Raw genomic sequence first — 17,956 nt, 5'->3', positions numbered from 1 at the left:
TTGAGTTTGGCTGAAACGGCCAAAGCAAACGGAATTGATTTTTATCAGTACTTGGTAAAGCTGATGACGGAATTACCTAATATATCGTTTCATCAACACCCTGAGATTTTACATAATTACATGCCATGGTCAGAGAATATTCAAGCCACATGTGCAAAATAGCCAGCTAACTGAAAAAAATTCAGTTAGCTGGCCGTTCGTCGTGCGTACCGTGAAGGTGCGCTATTTTTTATATTTCGGGCTTACGGTAGAGACGGATTAGAACTTTTCACAAATTGACTTTTCATTTGTTGAAAAGACGTTTTTACGGTACTTAGTAAGCTTGGCTTCGACTCCTTGACATACTGAAAAAAAGCAGCGTTCATTTCATTTAAATCGACATACGTTGAAATCCCGTCAACTTTCCCCTGATCGGTAAATTGAAACATGGTCCACTCTGACCAAGTAAATAGGTTTCCCGGGCAATCAAATCCTTCCGTTCGGTTACTGCTACTATAGCGAGCAATCCAAAGAGGATAATAGGAAAGCTCCTTTGTGAAGTATGTTTTAGCAAAGTGATACCCGCTATATAACAAAGGCTGTACACCAGTATTTTTCTCCATTTCTTCTAGCCACGTTCGGCCAAATCTAGAGACAAACTCAGCATTTTTCCCTTTATTTACTTCTAAATCTAAGCATGGGGGAAAATCAAACTTCATTGACTGCAGCTGCTGCAAAAAGAAAGCCACTTCCTGTTTAGGGTCGTTGGTACAGTGTGCATAGTGATAAAAGCCGACAAGCAAACCCACTCGCTTAGCTTCAACATAATTCTCATATACCCTTGGATCTGTAAATGTTTTTCCTTCTGTTAACTTAATATATGCACCTTGCACTCCTGCTCGAGCCACTCGTTCCCAATCAATTTCCCCTTGATGATGAGATACATCAATAATTAATGGATTATATACACTACGATTTTGCATATCATCACACTCCTGTGCTTTTGTATTACCCTAGCAGAAAAAAACATCCATGCAAAGCAATAACCTCACCCAAAATTAAAAAAGGATATTTTCCATATACAGCTAATATACATAAAGTCATCCATTATTTAGGAGTTGAAGAAATGAATTGGAATAAGCGTATATGGAGTCGGAGAGAACTAACGCTATTGTTAGGTCTTGTGTTTATTGTTATACCTGTTTTAATTGAATACCTTTTCAAAAAAAAGCTGAACGCTATTTTACAAAATGATTTATATGCTGGTACATTAACAGGATTGCTGATGGCCATCCTTTTCACATTAGGCGTTTACGTAGTAGCCTTAAAGCCCAACCACCTTTCTTGGAAAGAAGTAGGCCTAAAAGCGTTCCCTCCAAGAGCTTGGATAAGTATTGTTTGGCTAACTCTTCTATTAATTATTATAAGTATCATGGCCGTTCTAGCAATGGAGCTGCTGGGTATTGGTACAAGTAACAAAAAAACTGAAAGCCTTCAATCACGTTTAACCGTTATGAATTTCATGATTGGTTTTATATCAGCTAGCATTGTCTCTCCTGTTTATGAAGAAATTTTTTATCGAGGTTTTTTATATCGCTGGTTTCGAAGATGGGGCGTGCTCCCTGCTACTCTTATCAGTTCGGTATTGTTTACGCTGGCTCATTTGCCAACCTACAATACATTGCTAGTTAATTTTATATCTGGCGGTATTCTATGCTGGGTTTATGAAAAAACAGGTTCTGTGGTACCTGGAATGATTATCCACGGCGTTTTTAACGGAATTGCGATTACGCTGGCAGCTTTGGCTTAAAAGTTGGTAAAACTTGTACCTCTTAAATAAAAAAGAATGTTGAGTACTCAACATTCTTTTTTATTTAATCTATAGCTTGCTCTTTGTTTTGGATCTTTAACAGCCATTTTGTAAGCCAATAAGCAAAGTAAACAACACCTAAGTCAATTAAAAACACGTAGAATAAATTCATACTCTTACGCACTTCAATTAACCCTACACTTTTCTCTAACGGTGCTAAACCAAAAGCAAAGAGCGCGCTTAGTACAATGGTATAAATATAAAAGTTTTTATTATGGTTTGTACAATATTGATAGAGAAGTAAAAAGCCAACTGGAAGTACAGAAGCGGTGATGTTAGATGCGTTTGGTAATATCGGAATTAGAAAATACGTATGTATAAGATGGTTACTACCCCCAAGCGCAATATCAATATAAGTCCATAGGATATGCACCGTGTACCCAAAGAAAAAGAGCTCAAATATGCGCTTTCTATCTACTGTAAAGCAAAGTAACACAAGCGGTAATACTGCTAATGCTAAAACAGTCCAAAACTGCCAGTTTCCAAAGTCTGAATACTGCTTCCAATAATCATAAAATAAACGATTTAATTTATCTTGGGTTTTATGAATCGTTTGCCAATACTGTTCCTTACTCATGAAAATCCCCCTCTATAGAACGTACACTTATCTATGCCCTCTTTTTTTGTTTTTATGTGGGGATATTGAAGATAAAGAGTTGTTTAGTGACATTTGATTGTTTAAAACATACTTTTTGATAATTTAATACTTCACAATTGTTGTAATCCCATACGGTGTAAGAAAATTACGGTGACTTAGTTCTTCAACCCACTTTTTTTCATTCAAGTGATACACCCCTTTTTGATTTTCATAAGTCAAGCTACCCACATTGATCTTGATTGGTTCAGCAGCAGACAGTAGACGCCTTTCATATTCTGAAGAAGCATGCTGATTAGGAAGGTGCCATAGCTCTAATACATCTCCTTCTTCCATATACTTTTCAAGGTACAGTAAAAATAAACGGTTGTCCGCACCACGGATTTCATATAAGTACGGCAGTGTAAACAATCCGCCTACTTCTTCATACCAGCCCGTATCTTTTAAATCAAAAACAGCTAAATATATTAAGTCCTCTATTCCTTCAAAGTTTGTTTTTTTGTTGTATTCTTCGATTTCATCAGGAATAATAAATGGCTTATATGATGCTAAAAATGTAATTTCAGACATGGGTTGCCACCTCACATTTCATTAAATAGTGAAAAAACTCTTCAAGCGTTCCCATAAACTTGTCAACTCTGTCTAGGTGATAAAAAGCACTTGTGTTTTGAAGATCATTTAACCCGCTGTTTTCACTGTACAAATAGACCTTCTTTTCAAACGCAATTGCCCAATATGACTTCCCTTTCCTCCTGGAAGGATTAAAATAAAGAGGTCTGCGCGCTGCACTCCGTCTTTTTCACATTGCCCTATTTCTTTCAGCTCCTGAAAGGAAGAAGCTTTTCTTCAATAAAGCTAAAATCAATTGTCGCTTCAATTGTACGCAAAAAGTGATTGGCAGGAACTAAATCTTCTACAGAAACCATCACTTGTTCATCTCGATGATTTTTAAGTGCACCCATCATGTTTCATCAACTCCAGTCTTTTTTTATCAGTGTTACCACTGATAAAAAAAGACTGACATAAAAAATTTGACACCTCGTACCTTTACTTCATTCTATATTTCTATTTTATAAAGCGCCTCTTGGTTTCTACTACCAAAACCTCGATCCATACCAAGATTATTCTTCCCTTGGTCTTCTTCACTTAAATAGTGTTCTTGTGAAATTTCGACACCATGAATTTTAATCCATTTAACAAGTTCGCTATTTCCTGAGTTATCCCCGCTCAGTAAAAAATATTTAACCTTCCCTTTCTTTACAAGACCCTCTAGCTCACTCGTTGTTAGAATAGGGTCCGTACCGTTGAACCCTCCTAATGCCATGACGCTTTCATTAGCATCAATAATATAAGGTGCGGCCGTAACGGTTGTGAACGTCGCAAATAAGTACTCTTCTCCCGTATTATTTTCGCGAAGGTATGAAAGAAGCTCGCTATTCACGTTTGAGCTAAACATTCCACCTCTGTTCATTGAGTTGCTAAGCTGCGGCCCTGATTCGGGGAGTACACTATTTCCACCGTAAAGGATAGGAGTCACAGACCAATACATTGGCGCTATCAAAAGGATACATAAACTGATAATTGACAGTCTTTTTCTAGCTATGTCGTGACTCTTCAGTATAACAAAAGCAACTGTCAGTATTACACCTACAATACCTAATGTATACATCCATACGCTTCCAATTTGCTCTGTATAAGAGCCTAGAATATACGTTTGAAAGATGACAGTAACCCCCACTGCTGCGGGTAGTAAATAACTTTTCCAATCGTTACGCTCTTTGTATAAGCGATACATTGCACTCCAGCCAATCCCGCACAAAGCGGCAATTGGAGGAGCAAGCATAATTAAATAGTAGTGATGAAAAAATCCCGCAACGCTAAAAAACCCGGCTACTGGAACCAGCCATGCAGTCCAAAACATCGCTTCTTGCCATTCTTTCTTTCTTCGCTCACGAAATGCGGTCAGTGCTACCGCTAAAATTCCCATTAATGCAAAAGGCAACATCCAGCTAATTTGCCCAGATAAAGCCGACTGAAATAATCGAAGTGGACCTGCTTCACCTGTTCCAAACATATTCATACTTTGGCTACCTCCAGGTCCTACACTTCCTTGTGGCCCTCTTGAATTATTGTTTCCTGGAGGTCCACCATCCCCTTGATTTTGAGGCATTTGCGGCGGCTGATTATTTCCGTTCATTGACGGAGGTATCCCTTGAGCATCGTCACTTTCTGAGTCGTCAGAAATTGATATATTCTTTGATGCCTGAACACTTCCTTGTTCTCCAAATCCGCCCATTCCAGCTCTTGCATTTCCTGTTGTTTGCCCTAAAAGACGTTCCGTACCGTTATAACCAAAAGCTAACTCCAAAACTGAATTCGTTTGGCTGCTACCAACGTAAGGACGATTATCTTCTGACGCGTAATCTACTACCAAAGCCCACGATAGCGAAACGCTTGCTAATACAAACATAGACAGTATAAGTGATAAAATTCTTTTTTTTACTGACTTCCGTGCAGCAACAGCGTACATGACGATAAAAGCTGGTAATACCATAAATGCTTGAAGCATTTTCATATTAAAGCCCAGTCCAATTAGTCCAAAAGCGAATATAAGCCAAAGGAGCTTTCCTGATTTCAGCGATTTCATTAAATACCAAGTACCTAAAAGAAGTGTAAATACTAACAGACTGTCAATATTATTCGTTCGGCTTACTGCTGCTGCAATAGGAGTTAACGCCATGACAATTGCAGCAATTCGAGCTGCTCCATCTTCGAACGTCGGTTGAACCATTTTATAAAGTAAGTAAACTGATCCTGCTCCAGCAAGGGCTTGGGGTAGGATCACGCTCCATGTGTGCACGCCAAACAAAAGTGCAAAAATAGTTTGAATCCATAGCACAACAGGTGGTTTATCCACCGTCACGAAACCAGACGGGTCAAATGAAGCGTAAAAGAAATTGTGAAAGCTCTGAGTCATGCTTTTCACCGCAGCTAAATAATATTGGTTCGCAGCCCCGTCCTGCCAAATGTTATATGTATTTAATACTAGTGCAGCTACCAAGGTTAAAACTAATACTAAATCCAATCGTTGCGTGATTTTTTTCATAAACTTCTCCTTTTGTTCATCATTTGTTACACAGTTTAGCAAGGAAATGTGAACTGAAAATGAACGGTGAAAAATTTATGAATGATTATCTATTTAAGTGCCTATTATTAAAATCATCTTCTCGAGTTTTGGATGCTTTTATTTAAATAATTACTTACAAGCTTGAATGTTCTATTAGTCTGAAAAATTGATAGCCCTTTGAACAAACTAGTTTTTATTATAGAATATTTAAATAGATAAAACATTCTATATTTAACTTAACTGTTTTAGAAAGGAGCTTTAATTACTACTGTGGAAAAAAAACTTACAAAGTACGCTCACCAATCTACTAATGTTTTTATTTCATATTTTAAGAAAATGAAAGGAACTATGAGACAACAAGGAAAAGTTGATTATATAGATTCAACTGTTTCTGCTGCAGGTGCACTAATTGCCATGCTGGTCGTTAGTTTTATCGTCTTACACCTAAGTTACCCTATGGCTTTAGCTCCTCTTGGGGCAAGCTGCATTTTAGTCTTCGGTGCTCACAAAGGCTTACTTTCACAACCTCGACATGTTATTGGCGGACACCTTCTTTCTACAACATGCGCAATTATTATACTTAGTTTACTGGGTAAAAGCGTTTTTTCTCTCGTGTTTGCATTGGCATTTGTCTTATTTCTTATGGCTCTGACAGAAACCATGCACCCGCCAGCAGCAGCTAGTGCTCTCGTTGCAATTAATAATGAAGTAACTTGGAATTTTCTACTTCCCATTATTTTCGGTGCTTTGGTAGTCGTGTTTATTTCAACCATCTATAATAACGCCTTTCGTGCAAGGCAGTATCCGACACATTGGTTTTAGCTTTGTTACTTTATAAACCGAACTAAAAAAAAAGAGTTTGGGACATAACAAAATGATGGCTTCTAAAAGACGAACACTAGCTGTTTCCATCTCTTTGATTTGTCTCAACCCGTTCGTTCCATTGCGCTACGGCCACTCGCTTTCCGCGGGGAGGGACCTGAGCTTCCTCGCTGCGCTGCGGGATCTCCGTTTTCCCTCTCTTTCCCGCAGGAGTCGAGTGTCCTACGCTCCATTCCACCCTGTTTCCAACATTGTTTTCACAATCAACCAAAAACCTGAACGATTAAAAGTGAGAAACTCTCAATCGTTCAGGTATAGTAAGGACTGAACTACTTATGTCTCAGTCTCTTTTTAATCCAAACAAGATCAAGACTATAATTATTAGCCTATCTCCAATGATAAAGTTTTAACCTCAGTGAGCTGATGGTTTAGCATTTGAGCGATGATAAACCGCGAGCTTATCTACCAACCTTTTACTGGTCGAATCTAACCCTTTTATCGTGACATTCGTTCTATATTCATGATATTTCATCACAACCTTATCAATAGCATCTACAGCTGAATCGTCCCAAACCTTGGCATTGGAAAAGTTAATAACGACAGATTTAGCATCAGCTGTAAAGTCAAAAGCATTTACGAAGCTTTCAACTGAAGCAAAAAACAAAGGACCTTCTACGTTAACAAGTAAGTTGGAACCTTCCACCTTTTGATAAAGCTTAATCTTTGAGATTTTTGCTACGAATAATACTGCACTTAAAATTACGCCTGCAATAATTGAAAATGCAATGGCTTCTGGAATTAGTGCTAAAGCAACTACGATTCCTGCTAGTACGTCAGCACGGGTGTTCGAAAACCATTCTTGCTTAATTTTATCTACCAAATCCTGCACCTTTTATTTTGACTCGCTACTCGCAAGCCGAATTCGTCTTCAACAAAAAGTAGTCTACCACTCTTTTTTCCCAAAATGGAATCTTTTTGATACTTTTTGTTTATAATTTTCTTTGTGGTATGATAAAAGACATGCATTAATTAGCAAGGGAGCAGTGAGATGATTATTGGATACATGAGGCCTTACGAAGGAGATATAAACTGTAAGAATCAAGAACTATCTCTACAAAAAATCCCATGCGATACCATTATAAAAGAAGAACATGGCTCTGCAAAAAAACGAGTTCAGTTAGCAAACTTAATTGATAGTCTTTTAGCAAATGATCAGCTAGTTGTTAAACGTTTCTTCACGCTAGCTGACTCTACCAGACATCTTTTGGAACTGCTTGAAGCAATTCAAGAAAAAGGAGCATACGTTCAGTTTCTTGATGAAGACATTGATACGAGCTCATCTACTGGAAAGGTATTTATACATACGGTAAAACATCTTTTAGACTTCCAAAGCAATGTTATTAGTGAGCGAACAAAGCAAGGGGTCTCACGCGCGAAGAAAAAAGGAATTTCGACTGGGCGTCCACGAAAACCGGATGAAAATGTAAAAAAAGCAATTGAAATGTACCAAAGCAAAAACTACACATTAGCGGGTATTAAAGAAAAAACGGGAATTAGCAAATCTACGCTATATCGATATTTAGAAGGATAACGAAAAAACGCTGCTCGCAAGCAGCGCTTTTTCCATCTACATCAAACTAAAATTGACCAGTAAGGCCTTAGTTATCAAGGGGATAACTAGGGATTTTTTGACTTTAAGTCAAAGGGGTATGGTGGTATTGTTCGTACCAATAATGTAATAGTAGCATTCATCACTTCATAAAATCCACTTACTTTAATTTCATAATACTTTGTTTAATTAAAAAAGCGGGCTTGTCCAATACAAAGCCTGCTTTTTTATTAGCTTATTGACCGTCTTTAAACTTCCCTACGCCTTCTTGTACCTTTCCTTTTGCTTTATCTTTTTTACCGCTTGCTTGAAGGTTTTTATTATTTATAGCGTTACCTACTTGATCCTTCACTTCACCTTTTGCCTTGTTAACAGCACCTTTTACTTTATCTCCCAATCCTTGGTTTTGATTACTCATTGAAACCCCTCCTATATTTGATTTGTTATATTTTGTATACCCGACGCATCTCATGATGAAACTAATTTCTAATTTTAAAACAAGCATTTTTTAACTAAACTGATAAAAACCGTTCACTAAGGTAATAACTATAAATAACCAACATAACAGGAGTGCATGAAGTAAAAATGATTCCTATTATCTGCATAATCTTAGCTTCTATATTTATTCTAAAGATTGACGCTCCTCGTTTACTAAAAGCAAAAATGCACAAAGAATTCAAAGTGCTTATTTTTTTGCTTTCAATTAGCTTTAGCATGGTTATTGCTAGAGGTATATTGCAGGACGTCCCTAACCCTTTAAATGGGATTGCGTTCCTTTTAAGACCTCTTACTGATATTCTAGTTCAGATTTTAAGGTAAAAATAGGTGAAACGACTATGAAGAAAAATAAGATATCCTCTACTCAGTTTAGAATATTAGTCACGCTACACTGTGTAGGGAGCGCTATTCTTGTTGTACCATCAGCCATAGCTGCTGATGCAAAACAAGACGCATGGATTTCAGCTTTTTTAGGTATTATGATTGGGGTTATTTTAGTACAGTTGTACGTTGCAATTGGGAACCTTTCTCCAAATAAAACGCTAATTGAATTAAATGAATATCTTCTTGGAAAGTGGATTGGAAAGGCTGTATCTCTTCTTTTTTTTCTTTCTGTATTTTTATTTTGTGGTGAAGTTCTATACTACTTAGGGAGCTTCTTAGCCACACAGGTTATTGACGAAACCCCTATTTTATTAATTAATATCGCATTTATGCTTGTTGTAGCGATTGGTGTTCGATCGGGAGTAGAAAATTTAGCGAGATCGGCTCAAATTTTGTTTCCATGGTTTGTCATACCCTTCATTGCGTTAATCTGCTTTATTGCACCACAAAGCGATTTTAAAAATCTTCAGCCCATAACGGATATAAACCTAAAATCACTCGTCAGCTCTACATTTACTTTTGTTAACATTAGCTATCTTACTTTTCCTGCTTTACTTATGCTATTTCCTGCACATATAAATCGATTCAAAAAAGCAAAATCTTCGTTTTTAAAAGGTGGCATTATAGGAGGATTCATCATGTGTATCCTTATTTTATTAAGCACCTTAGTTTTAGGTCCCTTTGTCTCTGCAAGTACTTCCTACCCTAGTTATGAACTAGCGATGCGAATTAATATAGGGACATTTTTGCAAGGAATTGAAATCTTAATTGCGATCATGTGGTTTATTTCTTTGTACTTTAAATTATCTATTTACTTTTACGGTACCGTTTCAAGCTTTGCACAAATTTTTGGATTAAAAGAGTATAAGGCTTTTACTCTTCCATTTGCCATTATGGTTATCGTTTTATCCATTACCGTCTATCCAAGCATCAGTTATCAAAAAGTATGGGACAGTGAGACATGGCTTTCCTATAGCTTAATTTTTGGATTGATATATCCACTGCTTCTTTTCATAGTTGGATTATTTCGTAAAAGACGTCAACGTAGCAAATAATCACACGTATGACTACCTAGAACACAGGTATGAGGATGCGATTTGTCCTCTCTCTAATGTTTACATCAGATATTTTTGAAATGAGCAAAGATAAATTGTTATTATTCCTTATAGCATTTCTTCTATCACCTCTAAAAATAACTACCAGCCGAACCCTCTCGAATGCTCCGACAAAGAGCATCATGAATAAAATTTTGGAGCGTTCTTCTCAAATATCAGAACCCGGTTGGTTGGTTGGTTTATAATCAGGAGGTTAAATAAACCAAAAGCCATTCAGAAGTACTGAGGTGTAACAATTCTCACTACAGAGGCCATTATCTTTTATGTATGTATTCGCTTTTTAGAATTTCAACATAATTTTCAACAACTTTCACAAACTAACGATAGCTAGCACAATGTTAAACGGTCTTTTCTTTTTAATACTGTGCTTTTTGCAAACAGCCAACAAGCCATAGATATTAAAAAATAATGCTATAGAAACGTAATTTATTTCAATTTAAATTAGGAAGGGTGATTTCATTGAAAAAGTTACTTTTATGCTTAACACTCACTTTTATTTCGTTCACTAACCTTGCTTGGTTTTCTCCCGCTCATGCAGTAGAATCCAGAGAACCAGCTTACGCAAAGTGGGGAAAGCTTGCGATGCAAAAAACAAAAGAAAAGTACCCGAAAGCCGCTATTTATGACTATTTGCATGTAAAAAGAGAACAGCAAGGTAATATGTCAAAAGAAACCTTTAAGCTTTGGTTAAATGAAAACAACCAAAAATTCACGGTAATTGTTTCAATTGAATTTAACACATCGTCAGAAGCTGTCTCAAAGATAAGTTTTAAAGAAGAATAAAAAAACCAAGTGGCAAATTTAGCCAGCTTGGTTTGTTCTATTTCTATTATTAACGCCTGATATCCGGACAAGGTTGGTTCTATTCAGAATTGCAATAAGAAAGGAAAGCAAACAGAAACCTGCTGCAGTTGTAAACGTTATGCGAACACCGAAATAATCTGTTATATACCCAAAGAGCAATGAAGAAATTCCAAAAGACCCGTATATTAGTGTATCTCTTGCTGAATACACTTTAGCCAGCAACTCTTTTTTGGCATTTCTTTGAATAATGGTCACTTCTGCAACATCTCTCGCCATTTGTGGTAACCCGTACAATAGTGAAATCATAGCGGCTAACCATGCTATAGAAGTCGTTCCAAACCAAAGAGTAAGAACCATTAGGAAGAATGATGACCACATCATCGCTTGACCTAAATTCTTCTCCATTACTTTAGAATAGCGATATACAAGCGCTCCGCTTAATAACATTCCTGCAAAGAAAGCTGCATTAATAATTCCCCACCACGCTTGTGTTTGATCCAGAGCCTCTTCGACAAATACAAGTATAATGGCCGCAATCCAAACTCCTCCAGCCACAGTTTCTAACACTGTCATCACGTTGATTATCCGGAGCTGCTTTGAATTCCAAATAATTTGCCACCCTTCCTTAATCACGCCTAGCTTAGGTGATGCTTCTGCGCTCTTTTCTATGGGTTCCACTTTAATCAAACACATAAAAATAGATGAAGTAGTAAACAGCAAAAAAGTGAGCCATAGCATATTAACTTGGCCCCACCATATCATTAGTATGCTTCCAGCAGGCCAGGCGACAAGTCTTGTTATTTGATCAATCATAGCTAAAAAGCTGTTTGCTTTTACAAGATGCTCGTCATCGATTAGGCTTGGAACAAGCGCATTGCGCGCCGGTGATGCCGCTCCATCTAAAAAAGAAATGCATCCAATCACTATATAGACTAGCCATAAACGGTCTATGCTTATATGCAGTGCCATAAGACAAAGCACTAGCAAAAAAATCGTTTTCCCAACCTGAGAGTAAGATAGAATTGCTTTCAACTGATACTTTTCGATCATTAAAGGCGCCACGATACCGCTTACTAACGCTGTCATCGTAATAACAAATGGAATCAAGGACATGAAGGTAACTGATTTAGTCATGTGATATACTACTGCTGTTAAGCTCACAATATATAACACATCACCTAAATTCGCTAGCATTTGTCCAATCCAAAGAAAACGAAATGATTGTTCGTTATGAAATGTTGACATAGAAATCCCTCACATCTTATTTAGTTTTTAGCTTATAAGTGTAAGAGATTGTTTACATCGGACTTCCTCCCGCTCATTCTGATTGCTCTTATTTTATCATAATCAGCGCCTGTTTTTACATAATATTCTAATTTCATTGTCTTTTTCATTGCATTTCGAGGAAGTATTATAAAAGCGCCGAAACAAATTCCTAGTGAAGAAAATATTTTAGAAGTTCAATGGGTTGATTTTAAAACAGCAGAGGAATTGCTTCCTTACTACAATGGCTTTGTGCAATTGCTAACTACTGAAAGAATTCCATATACTCTACAAAAATGAGTTGAAACACAAACTTTTTAGCGCCCATTTTCAGCCCACCTCCTCCCTTTTTGGCATTATCTGCATATGATGAACAGGGAAAACACCTAGTTAGAGGAGGAAAAATAATGTATCCAAATTCACCTTATTACCATCAGTGGTATCATCAAATGTATCAGCAGTTTCATCCACCTTATTACTCTGCACCTGCAGCAAGCAGCCGAAACCATCAAACGAGAGAAATCAGAGATTACGGTCCAAATCCACTTGTTGTAAACATCAAAGAAGCGACTAAGCAAAATGAAACGTTTCGCACGGCTTTATGGACCGGAAAGCATTTTCAAGTAACGCTAATGAGTCTTGCACCAGGAGAAGATATTGGTTTAGAAATACATCCAGACGTAGACCAGTTTTTACGCGTTGAACAAGGGCAAGGGTCTGTCAAAATGGGCAGTCGAAAAGATAACTTAACGTTTCAAACCGACGTTTCAGATGATTTTGCCATTATCGTACCTGCAGGAACATGGCATAACTTAACGAATACAGGAGACACACCTCTAAAGCTCTATTCTATTTATGCCCCGCCAAATCATCCGTTCGGAACTGTTCATCAAACGAAACAAGATGCAATGGAAGCAGAGTCGGAATAAATGTTTAGTTAAAAGAGGCTGGGACATAAGTAATTCAGCCAATGATAAACCTGAACGATTGAGAGTTTCTCACTTTTAATCGTTCAGGTTTTTTGGTTGATTGTGAAAACAATGTTGGAAACAGGGTGGAATGGAGCGTAGGACACTCGACTCCTGCGGGAAAGAGAGGGAAAACTGAGATCCCGCAGCGCAGCGAGGAAGCTCAGGTTCCTCCCCGCGGAAAGCGAGTGGCCGTAGCGCAATGGAACGAACGTGTTCAGACAAACCAAAAAGATTGGAACAGCTATTGTTCGTCTCTTAGAAGCAATCATTTTGTTATGTCCCAAACTCTTTTTTGTTAGAAAACATAAATTAACTTTTAACTAGCTTTACATACATACCGATTTCGGCTTTAAATAACGCTACTTCGTTCATTTCTTTTACATAATTAGATAAATCAGAAGCAGATACAAATTTATTATTTATCCAGATAGATGGATTGATAAGTCGAATTTTGTTCTTTTGATGGATATCATACTCTTGTTCATTTACTTCCACCTCTACATCTGGATGAATTTGTCCTAACAAACTTACTACTTCTTGATCATTTGAAGCCTTTATTTTGTGAAGTAACTGATCATCCGTTGTTAAAAAATCATCTTTGGTAATGATTTTTTTATTTAAAGCCTGCTTTAATACTTTTGCCAGCCGATCGCCACCATAAATACCTAACGGATTCATAAAAAAATCAATTACCTCTTTATAATAAGTCTCTACAAACCACTCGGCAACTTCAATATGTTGAAGGTGTATTTTTCCGTTTATGACCACAATATCTTGTAAGAAGCGCTGTGTTTCTGCCAGCGAGATATAACCGTACGAATACATGTCTCGTAGCGTATAATCAACGCGATCAGCGCATAGCTCAGGAGCTGACTGCTCAAGTATTGTCCACTTCGTTTCATCAAGCAAAATTTCACGATAATCATATCCATGCTTAGCTAAAATTCTTGGAAGACTCGATTCAGAAATAACTGTTTCATAAATATCTTCATGATAATCTTCATTGCTTTTATCAAATACATAATCTACTACGTGTGAAAAAGCCGTGTGGGATACGTCATGAAGCAGCCCTGCTATTTGTTCTTCTACAGAGCCACCTAATTTTTTAATGAGGAGCATCACTCCAACAGAATGCTCAAATCTTGTTACGTTCCACTCCTTATTAATTAAATAACTTGCCCCGCCTTGATGAATCTCCTTTAAGCGCTGCACAGGCTCGCTTAAAATTAGCTCTTCTACTACTCCTGTTATATCAAACTCTCCGTAGATTTTATCGTATATAAGCATCTTGTTCTCCTCTATTTATATTTGTATGTCCACCCTTTAATTGTTATTTTCCTTTCCACGCTGTTCAGCTCTTCAGTAACCTCAACAAAGCTACTTTTTAAATGGTCCTACTTCAATTCCAAGTGAGCGAAGCCATCGACGGACAGACTACTGTAAACCACCATAGCTTACTTCAAATGCTACGTGTCTTAGTTATGGATGGTATACTGTTTGATAGTCATTCCCTTCCCACAGCTCAAGCCAGTTTCTCTCTTTTTTAATCCAAAAAAATGCGGTATTATCATCTTTTCAAGCCAGTTCTAACCCTAGCTTCTCATAAACCAAGATAGAAATCGATAGATCTTTTACAGACAAATGCGCTTCATATAACCCTTTTATCATGTCGTTGCTCTACATCCCAGTAGTTTGCAAACTTTTCCCAAACAACTTGAACCCCTGAGCTAAACACAATGTTTCTGTCATTCTAGAAATTTAGATGTGTGGTTTCAAGCTTATTTTAAATACAAAAAAGAGCCTTCTACTTACATGTAAGTTAGAAAAGCTCTTTACCGATTAGCTCATAATACTTTGAAGGAAAAGTCATTTATTACTAAAGGCTTATTTTCTTAAAAGCAAACATTACTTTTCGCTTTTTTATTTTAAAGTGGATAAACTATTAATTGAATGATACATATCTCATCTAATAAGGAGCTAGACCATGACTGAAAAAGAAAAAATGCTAAACGGTGAAAATTATAACGCTAGAGACCCTGAGTTACTAAAGATGGCCCAAGAAGCACGCTATTATATGGATGAATTTAATAAGCCTGGTAGCAATCCAGAAGCTGATAAAACAAGTATATTAAAAAATCTTTGTGAGTTTGTTGGCGATAACGTTTGGATTGAAAAGCCGTTTTTTTGCGATTACGGTAAAAATATTTCAATTGGAAAAAATACATTTATCAACTTTAATTGCGTCTTTTTAGATACTAATAAAATTGTCATTGGTGAAAATGTTCTAATTGCACCAAGCGTACAAATTTATACGGCGACTCACCCTTTAAAAGCAGTTGAACGAATTAATTCGAACCATAAGGCAAACGAGGCACCTTATCGTACTTTGACTAAACCTGTAACTATTGATGATAACGTTTGGATTGGTGGAAATGCAATAATTTTGCCTGGCATTAGCATTGGTAAAAATTCTGTTATTGGCGCTGGAAGCGTTGTGACTAAATCAATTCCTGAAAATTCATTAGCAATGGGCAATCCGTGTCGAGTTATTGAAGAAATTTAAACTCCTCGCACTTTGTATTATTATTTCCTTGTTATAACCATTTTCCGAGCTGCTTTAGTCTTAAAGCTTTTATCTTAATTAGCTAAAAAAGAGTGATTCAACAAAACAATCACTCTTTTTTAATTTAAATTTTATCCCTTTAATTACAACTCTCTCTTCATTAGTTCTGCCACTTGCATATTATCGTGCTGACAACTCTCTTCTAAATGCTGAATCACTCTTTTTCGTCGTTCAACTGAATGATTTTGACTTAGCTTGGCCTGCGCTTCAATTTTTGTAATATTCATTTTAAGCGCAACAATCCCTCTGCTTAAACCTTCTACGAAACTAGCATCAACATCTTTTAACTGATAAGAACTTTCGGGTTTTTCATATTTCTCCACAGAGTTACTTAACGATTTAACTATGGTACGGTTATCTTTAATAATCTCTAACTGTCCATATACATGAACAGCAACGTAATTCCAAGTAGGTACAGCTTTGTTTGTCTCATACCAAGAAGGTGAAATATAGCAGTGTGGACCTTGAAAAACAGCCAGCACTTGTTGATCGACAGCATCTTTCCACTGTTCATTAGCTCGAGCAAGATGCCCATATAAGGTTTTCTCTTCCTTATTTAAATTCAGTGGTAAATGCGTAGCACAAGGCTCACCGTTATGCTGAGAAAATAAAGTGCCGAATCCGTGCTGATCAATAATCTCATAAATGATATCTTCACTCTGAATCATGTAATGCTTCGGTATATACATTTACCTCAGTCCCCTTTTAAAAAGATCATTTAGATCAGTGATTTAACCATAATTAAATCGATTTGCTCTTCGTCCCCCATATAAAAAGAGTGTTGGCCTTGTTGAACAAATCCCATTTTTTTATAAAAAGCAAGCGCGTTCTCATTTTTCTCCCAAACGCCTAGCCAAATTTTTTGTTTATCTAACATTAAAGCGACCTCAACCGCTTTATTAAACAACTTCTTACCAAGACCATGTTTTTGATGGTTTTTTCGGATATAGATTCTTTCAATTTCAAGCGCATCATCTCCCAGTGCTTCAGACTGAGCTTCACCCACGTTGACTTTTAAATATCCTGCTAGCTCGTCATCATGATAAAGAAAAAAGAAGCGTGAAGAAGCAGTAGCCCACTCTTTTTCTAGCTTCTGTAAGGTAAATGCTTTTTCTAAATACGCTTTCATGTTTTCAGGAGAGTTTTGATGTCGAAACGTCTCATCAAACGTTTCATAGCTAATAGTTTGGAGCTGATCTAATTGTTCATAATTGCACGGCTTAATTTTTATGTTCATGTTACTCCTACCTTTCCTCTCAACTTTCTCAATACATTCTCTTATTTCCTTTTTTAACAAACTCCCAGTCCTTTTCAACATTTCTTCTTACTCGTTGAAGTAAGTCCACCATCACTTCCATTTCTTGATTTGAAAATCCGTTTAAAGCCATTTCATTTGAGTACTCATTTTCTCTTTTAATAATAGGAAAGACACTCTTGCCTTTTGCAGTTGGAAAAAGCTTTTTTATCTTTTTGTTATGGACATCTTCTTTTTTTTCAATAAATTCATTTATCTCTAATTTTTTTATAGCGCGAGCTGCCGTTGTTCGATCAACCTTTATCATTTCTGCTAGCTTTTCTTGAATAATTCCCGGATTTTCACAAATCCGAACAAGATACAAATATTGGCCCTTGGTAAGATCATACTCTTTAAACTCAATATTACTGATAGAATCAAGCGCTCTTGCAATCATCCCAATTTCGCGTAAAATCTCCACATTGACACACCTCCATTTTGTTGTATTCACAACAAAATATTTATATATAATGTATCTCATTTTTGTTGCATATACAACAAAAAAACCAATAAAAAAAAGAAGCCCTAAAAGACTTCTTCCTGAATTATTCATAGCTAACTAAAATCATTTCGTTTTTCAACTTTTGATCACGATGGTTTAAATTTTCGTGAATTTCAAATGGATGAATAGGTGAAGGAGTCTGGTTGATGCTTAAAAAATGGGGATTCACCTGTTTTTGGGCAGACTGATCCCTTGGTGCGGGTTCGATTTTTTAAAAAGGTGATTTAGTTGAGGGAAAGCTGCTGTACCTGGATCAGTACGTCCGAAAAGAAGTGCGCATAGACGAAGCTGGATGCTAATTTAAAATGCAAGTAGCGACTCGATTTCACCAGCTTACTTGCTACCTTGATTAATCTCGTGCGAATCGTTTGAATTTGAAGACCCTTCTTCGCAGGTGGAAATGTTAATGTACGTAACCAGTTCGTTAAATTGTAGGCAAGTAGACTAATCATCATACGTGCTTCATTTACTTGGAAATCATGGCTTTTCATTTGGTCGAA

20 protein-coding genes and 3 pseudogenes are annotated in these 17,956 nt (G+C 36.8%); 8 read left to right on the top strand and 15 right to left on the bottom strand.

Annotated elements, in window-relative coordinates; all coding sequences use genetic code 11:
* Window positions 1-162, top strand: a 162-nt coding sequence (locus tag A2U94_RS20955; RefSeq protein WP_197473416.1) for a transposase domain-containing protein, incomplete at its 5' end; no start/stop codon positions are given.
* 80 nt (window positions 163-242) lie between these two features.
* Here A2U94_RS20955 and A2U94_RS19355 read toward each other — a convergent pair.
* Window positions 243-962, bottom strand: coding sequence for a glycoside hydrolase family 25 protein (locus A2U94_RS19355; RefSeq protein WP_025910966.1), 720 nt, complete (start codon window positions 960-962; stop codon window positions 243-245).
* A gap of 143 nt (window positions 963-1,105) precedes the next feature.
* Here A2U94_RS19355 and A2U94_RS19350 point away from each other — a divergent pair, with 143 nt between their 5' ends.
* Window positions 1,106-1,789 carry a CPBP family intramembrane glutamic endopeptidase gene (locus A2U94_RS19350; protein WP_025910965.1) on the top strand — a complete coding sequence of 228 codons (684 nt, stop codon included), beginning with the start codon at window positions 1,106-1,108 and terminating at the stop codon, window positions 1,787-1,789.
* 64 nt (window positions 1,790-1,853) lie between these two features.
* Here the strand turns inward: A2U94_RS19350 and A2U94_RS19345 are convergent, their stop codons facing one another.
* The 4 genes and pseudogenes from A2U94_RS19345 to A2U94_RS19335 form a co-directional block, all read right to left on the bottom strand.
* Entirely contained in the window at window positions 1,854-2,426 is a 573-nt protein-coding gene (locus A2U94_RS19345) for a hypothetical protein (protein WP_025910963.1), read from the bottom strand.
* Between the two features lie 123 nt (window positions 2,427-2,549).
* Window positions 2,550-3,014 carry a hypothetical protein gene (locus tag A2U94_RS19340; protein ID WP_025910961.1) on the bottom strand — a complete coding sequence of 155 codons (465 nt, stop codon included), beginning with the start codon at window positions 3,012-3,014 and terminating at the stop codon, window positions 2,550-2,552.
* Window positions 3,015-3,271: 257 nt separating this feature from the next.
* Window positions 3,272-3,409 (bottom strand): annotated as a pseudogene (locus A2U94_RS21375) (IS5/IS1182 family transposase); the annotation flags it as partial.
* 92 nt (window positions 3,410-3,501) lie between these two features.
* Window positions 3,502-5,550 (bottom strand): glycosyltransferase family 39 protein, encoded by a 2,049-nt coding sequence (locus A2U94_RS19335; RefSeq protein WP_025910959.1) that lies wholly within the window; start codon window positions 5,548-5,550, stop codon window positions 3,502-3,504.
* 291 nt (window positions 5,551-5,841) lie between these two features.
* Here A2U94_RS19335 and A2U94_RS19330 point away from each other — a divergent pair, with 291 nt between their 5' ends.
* Window positions 5,842-6,393 carry an HPP family protein gene (locus tag A2U94_RS19330; protein ID WP_025910958.1) on the top strand — a complete coding sequence of 184 codons (552 nt, stop codon included), beginning with the start codon at window positions 5,842-5,844 and terminating at the stop codon, window positions 6,391-6,393.
* Window positions 6,394-6,805: 412 nt separating this feature from the next.
* On the opposite strand, the gene A2U94_RS22005 is transcribed toward A2U94_RS19330, so the two are convergent.
* Window positions 6,806-7,096 (bottom strand): STAS domain-containing protein, encoded by a 291-nt coding sequence (locus tag A2U94_RS22005; protein ID WP_231882785.1) that lies wholly within the window; start codon window positions 7,094-7,096, stop codon window positions 6,806-6,808.
* Window positions 7,097-7,153: 57 nt separating this feature from the next.
* Window positions 7,154-7,273: pseudogene (locus A2U94_RS22000) on the bottom strand (hypothetical protein); the annotation flags it as partial.
* A 168-nt stretch (window positions 7,274-7,441) separates the two neighbouring features.
* Between A2U94_RS22000 and A2U94_RS19320 the strand changes: the two are divergent.
* Window positions 7,442-7,984 (top strand): recombinase family protein, encoded by a 543-nt coding sequence (locus tag A2U94_RS19320; RefSeq protein WP_025910953.1) that lies wholly within the window; start codon window positions 7,442-7,444, stop codon window positions 7,982-7,984.
* Window positions 7,985-8,237: 253 nt separating this feature from the next.
* Here the strand turns inward: A2U94_RS19320 and A2U94_RS19315 are convergent, their stop codons facing one another.
* Window positions 8,238-8,420 carry a CsbD family protein gene (locus A2U94_RS19315; protein WP_025910952.1) on the bottom strand — a complete coding sequence of 61 codons (183 nt, stop codon included), beginning with the start codon at window positions 8,418-8,420 and terminating at the stop codon, window positions 8,238-8,240.
* 418 nt (window positions 8,421-8,838) lie between these two features.
* Between A2U94_RS19315 and A2U94_RS19305 the strand changes: the two genes are divergently transcribed.
* Both A2U94_RS19305 and A2U94_RS19300 read left to right on the top strand, forming a co-directional pair.
* Window positions 8,839-9,939, top strand: a complete 1,101-nt coding sequence (locus tag A2U94_RS19305) for a GerAB/ArcD/ProY family transporter (RefSeq protein ID WP_025910950.1) — start codon at window positions 8,839-8,841, stop codon at window positions 9,937-9,939.
* 519 nt (window positions 9,940-10,458) lie between these two features.
* Window positions 10,459-10,782, top strand: a complete 324-nt coding sequence (locus A2U94_RS19300; RefSeq protein ID WP_025910949.1) for a DUF3889 domain-containing protein — start codon at window positions 10,459-10,461, stop codon at window positions 10,780-10,782.
* An 18-nt stretch (window positions 10,783-10,800) separates the two neighbouring features.
* Here the strand turns inward: A2U94_RS19300 and A2U94_RS19295 are convergent, their stop codons facing one another.
* Window positions 10,801-12,048: an MFS transporter gene (locus A2U94_RS19295; RefSeq protein WP_025910948.1), complete on the bottom strand. Its 1,248-nt coding sequence runs from the start codon at window positions 12,046-12,048 to the stop codon at window positions 10,801-10,803.
* 425 nt (window positions 12,049-12,473) lie between these two features.
* Here A2U94_RS19295 and A2U94_RS19290 point away from each other — a divergent pair, with 425 nt between their 5' ends.
* Window positions 12,474-12,995, top strand: a complete 522-nt coding sequence (locus A2U94_RS19290) for a cupin domain-containing protein (RefSeq protein ID WP_025910947.1) — start codon at window positions 12,474-12,476, stop codon at window positions 12,993-12,995.
* A 351-nt stretch (window positions 12,996-13,346) separates the two neighbouring features.
* Here A2U94_RS19290 and A2U94_RS19285 read toward each other — a convergent pair whose 3' ends face one another.
* Together A2U94_RS19285 and A2U94_RS22395 are read right to left on the bottom strand one after the other, a co-directional pair.
* Entirely contained in the window at window positions 13,347-14,324 is a 978-nt protein-coding gene (locus A2U94_RS19285) for an HD domain-containing protein (protein ID WP_025908326.1), read from the bottom strand.
* 195 nt (window positions 14,325-14,519) lie between these two features.
* A pseudogene (locus A2U94_RS22395) lies at window positions 14,520-14,705 on the bottom strand (VOC family protein); the annotation flags it as partial.
* Window positions 14,706-15,021: 316 nt separating this feature from the next.
* Here A2U94_RS22395 and A2U94_RS19280 point away from each other — a divergent pair.
* Window positions 15,022-15,600 carry a sugar O-acetyltransferase gene (locus tag A2U94_RS19280; protein ID WP_025908325.1) on the top strand — a complete coding sequence of 193 codons (579 nt, stop codon included), beginning with the start codon at window positions 15,022-15,024 and terminating at the stop codon, window positions 15,598-15,600.
* Between the two features lie 143 nt (window positions 15,601-15,743).
* Here the strand turns inward: A2U94_RS19280 and A2U94_RS19275 are convergent, their stop codons facing one another.
* The 4 genes from A2U94_RS19275 to A2U94_RS19260 all read right to left on the bottom strand — a co-directional run.
* Window positions 15,744-16,349 carry an FMN-binding negative transcriptional regulator gene (locus tag A2U94_RS19275; protein ID WP_035320172.1) on the bottom strand — a complete coding sequence of 202 codons (606 nt, stop codon included), beginning with the start codon at window positions 16,347-16,349 and terminating at the stop codon, window positions 15,744-15,746.
* Window positions 16,350-16,378: 29 nt separating this feature from the next.
* A complete protein-coding gene (paiA, locus tag A2U94_RS19270; RefSeq protein ID WP_025908324.1) occupies window positions 16,379-16,897 on the bottom strand; it encodes a spermidine/spermine N(1)-acetyltransferase in 519 nt (172 codons plus the stop codon).
* A gap of 28 nt (window positions 16,898-16,925) precedes the next feature.
* Window positions 16,926-17,351 (bottom strand): MarR family winged helix-turn-helix transcriptional regulator, encoded by a 426-nt coding sequence (locus A2U94_RS19265; RefSeq protein ID WP_035320174.1) that lies wholly within the window; start codon window positions 17,349-17,351, stop codon window positions 16,926-16,928.
* 329 nt (window positions 17,352-17,680) lie between these two features.
* Window positions 17,681-17,956 (bottom strand): transposase (locus A2U94_RS19260; protein ID WP_197473420.1); only part of this gene is annotated, 276 nt, incomplete at its 5' end.

The organism is Bacillus sp. VT 712, from assembly GCF_001614195.1.
Classification (GTDB): Bacteria; Bacillota; Bacilli; order Bacillales; family Bacillaceae_H; genus Priestia; species Priestia flexa.
This window is presented reverse-complemented; position numbering and strand designations above follow the sequence as displayed.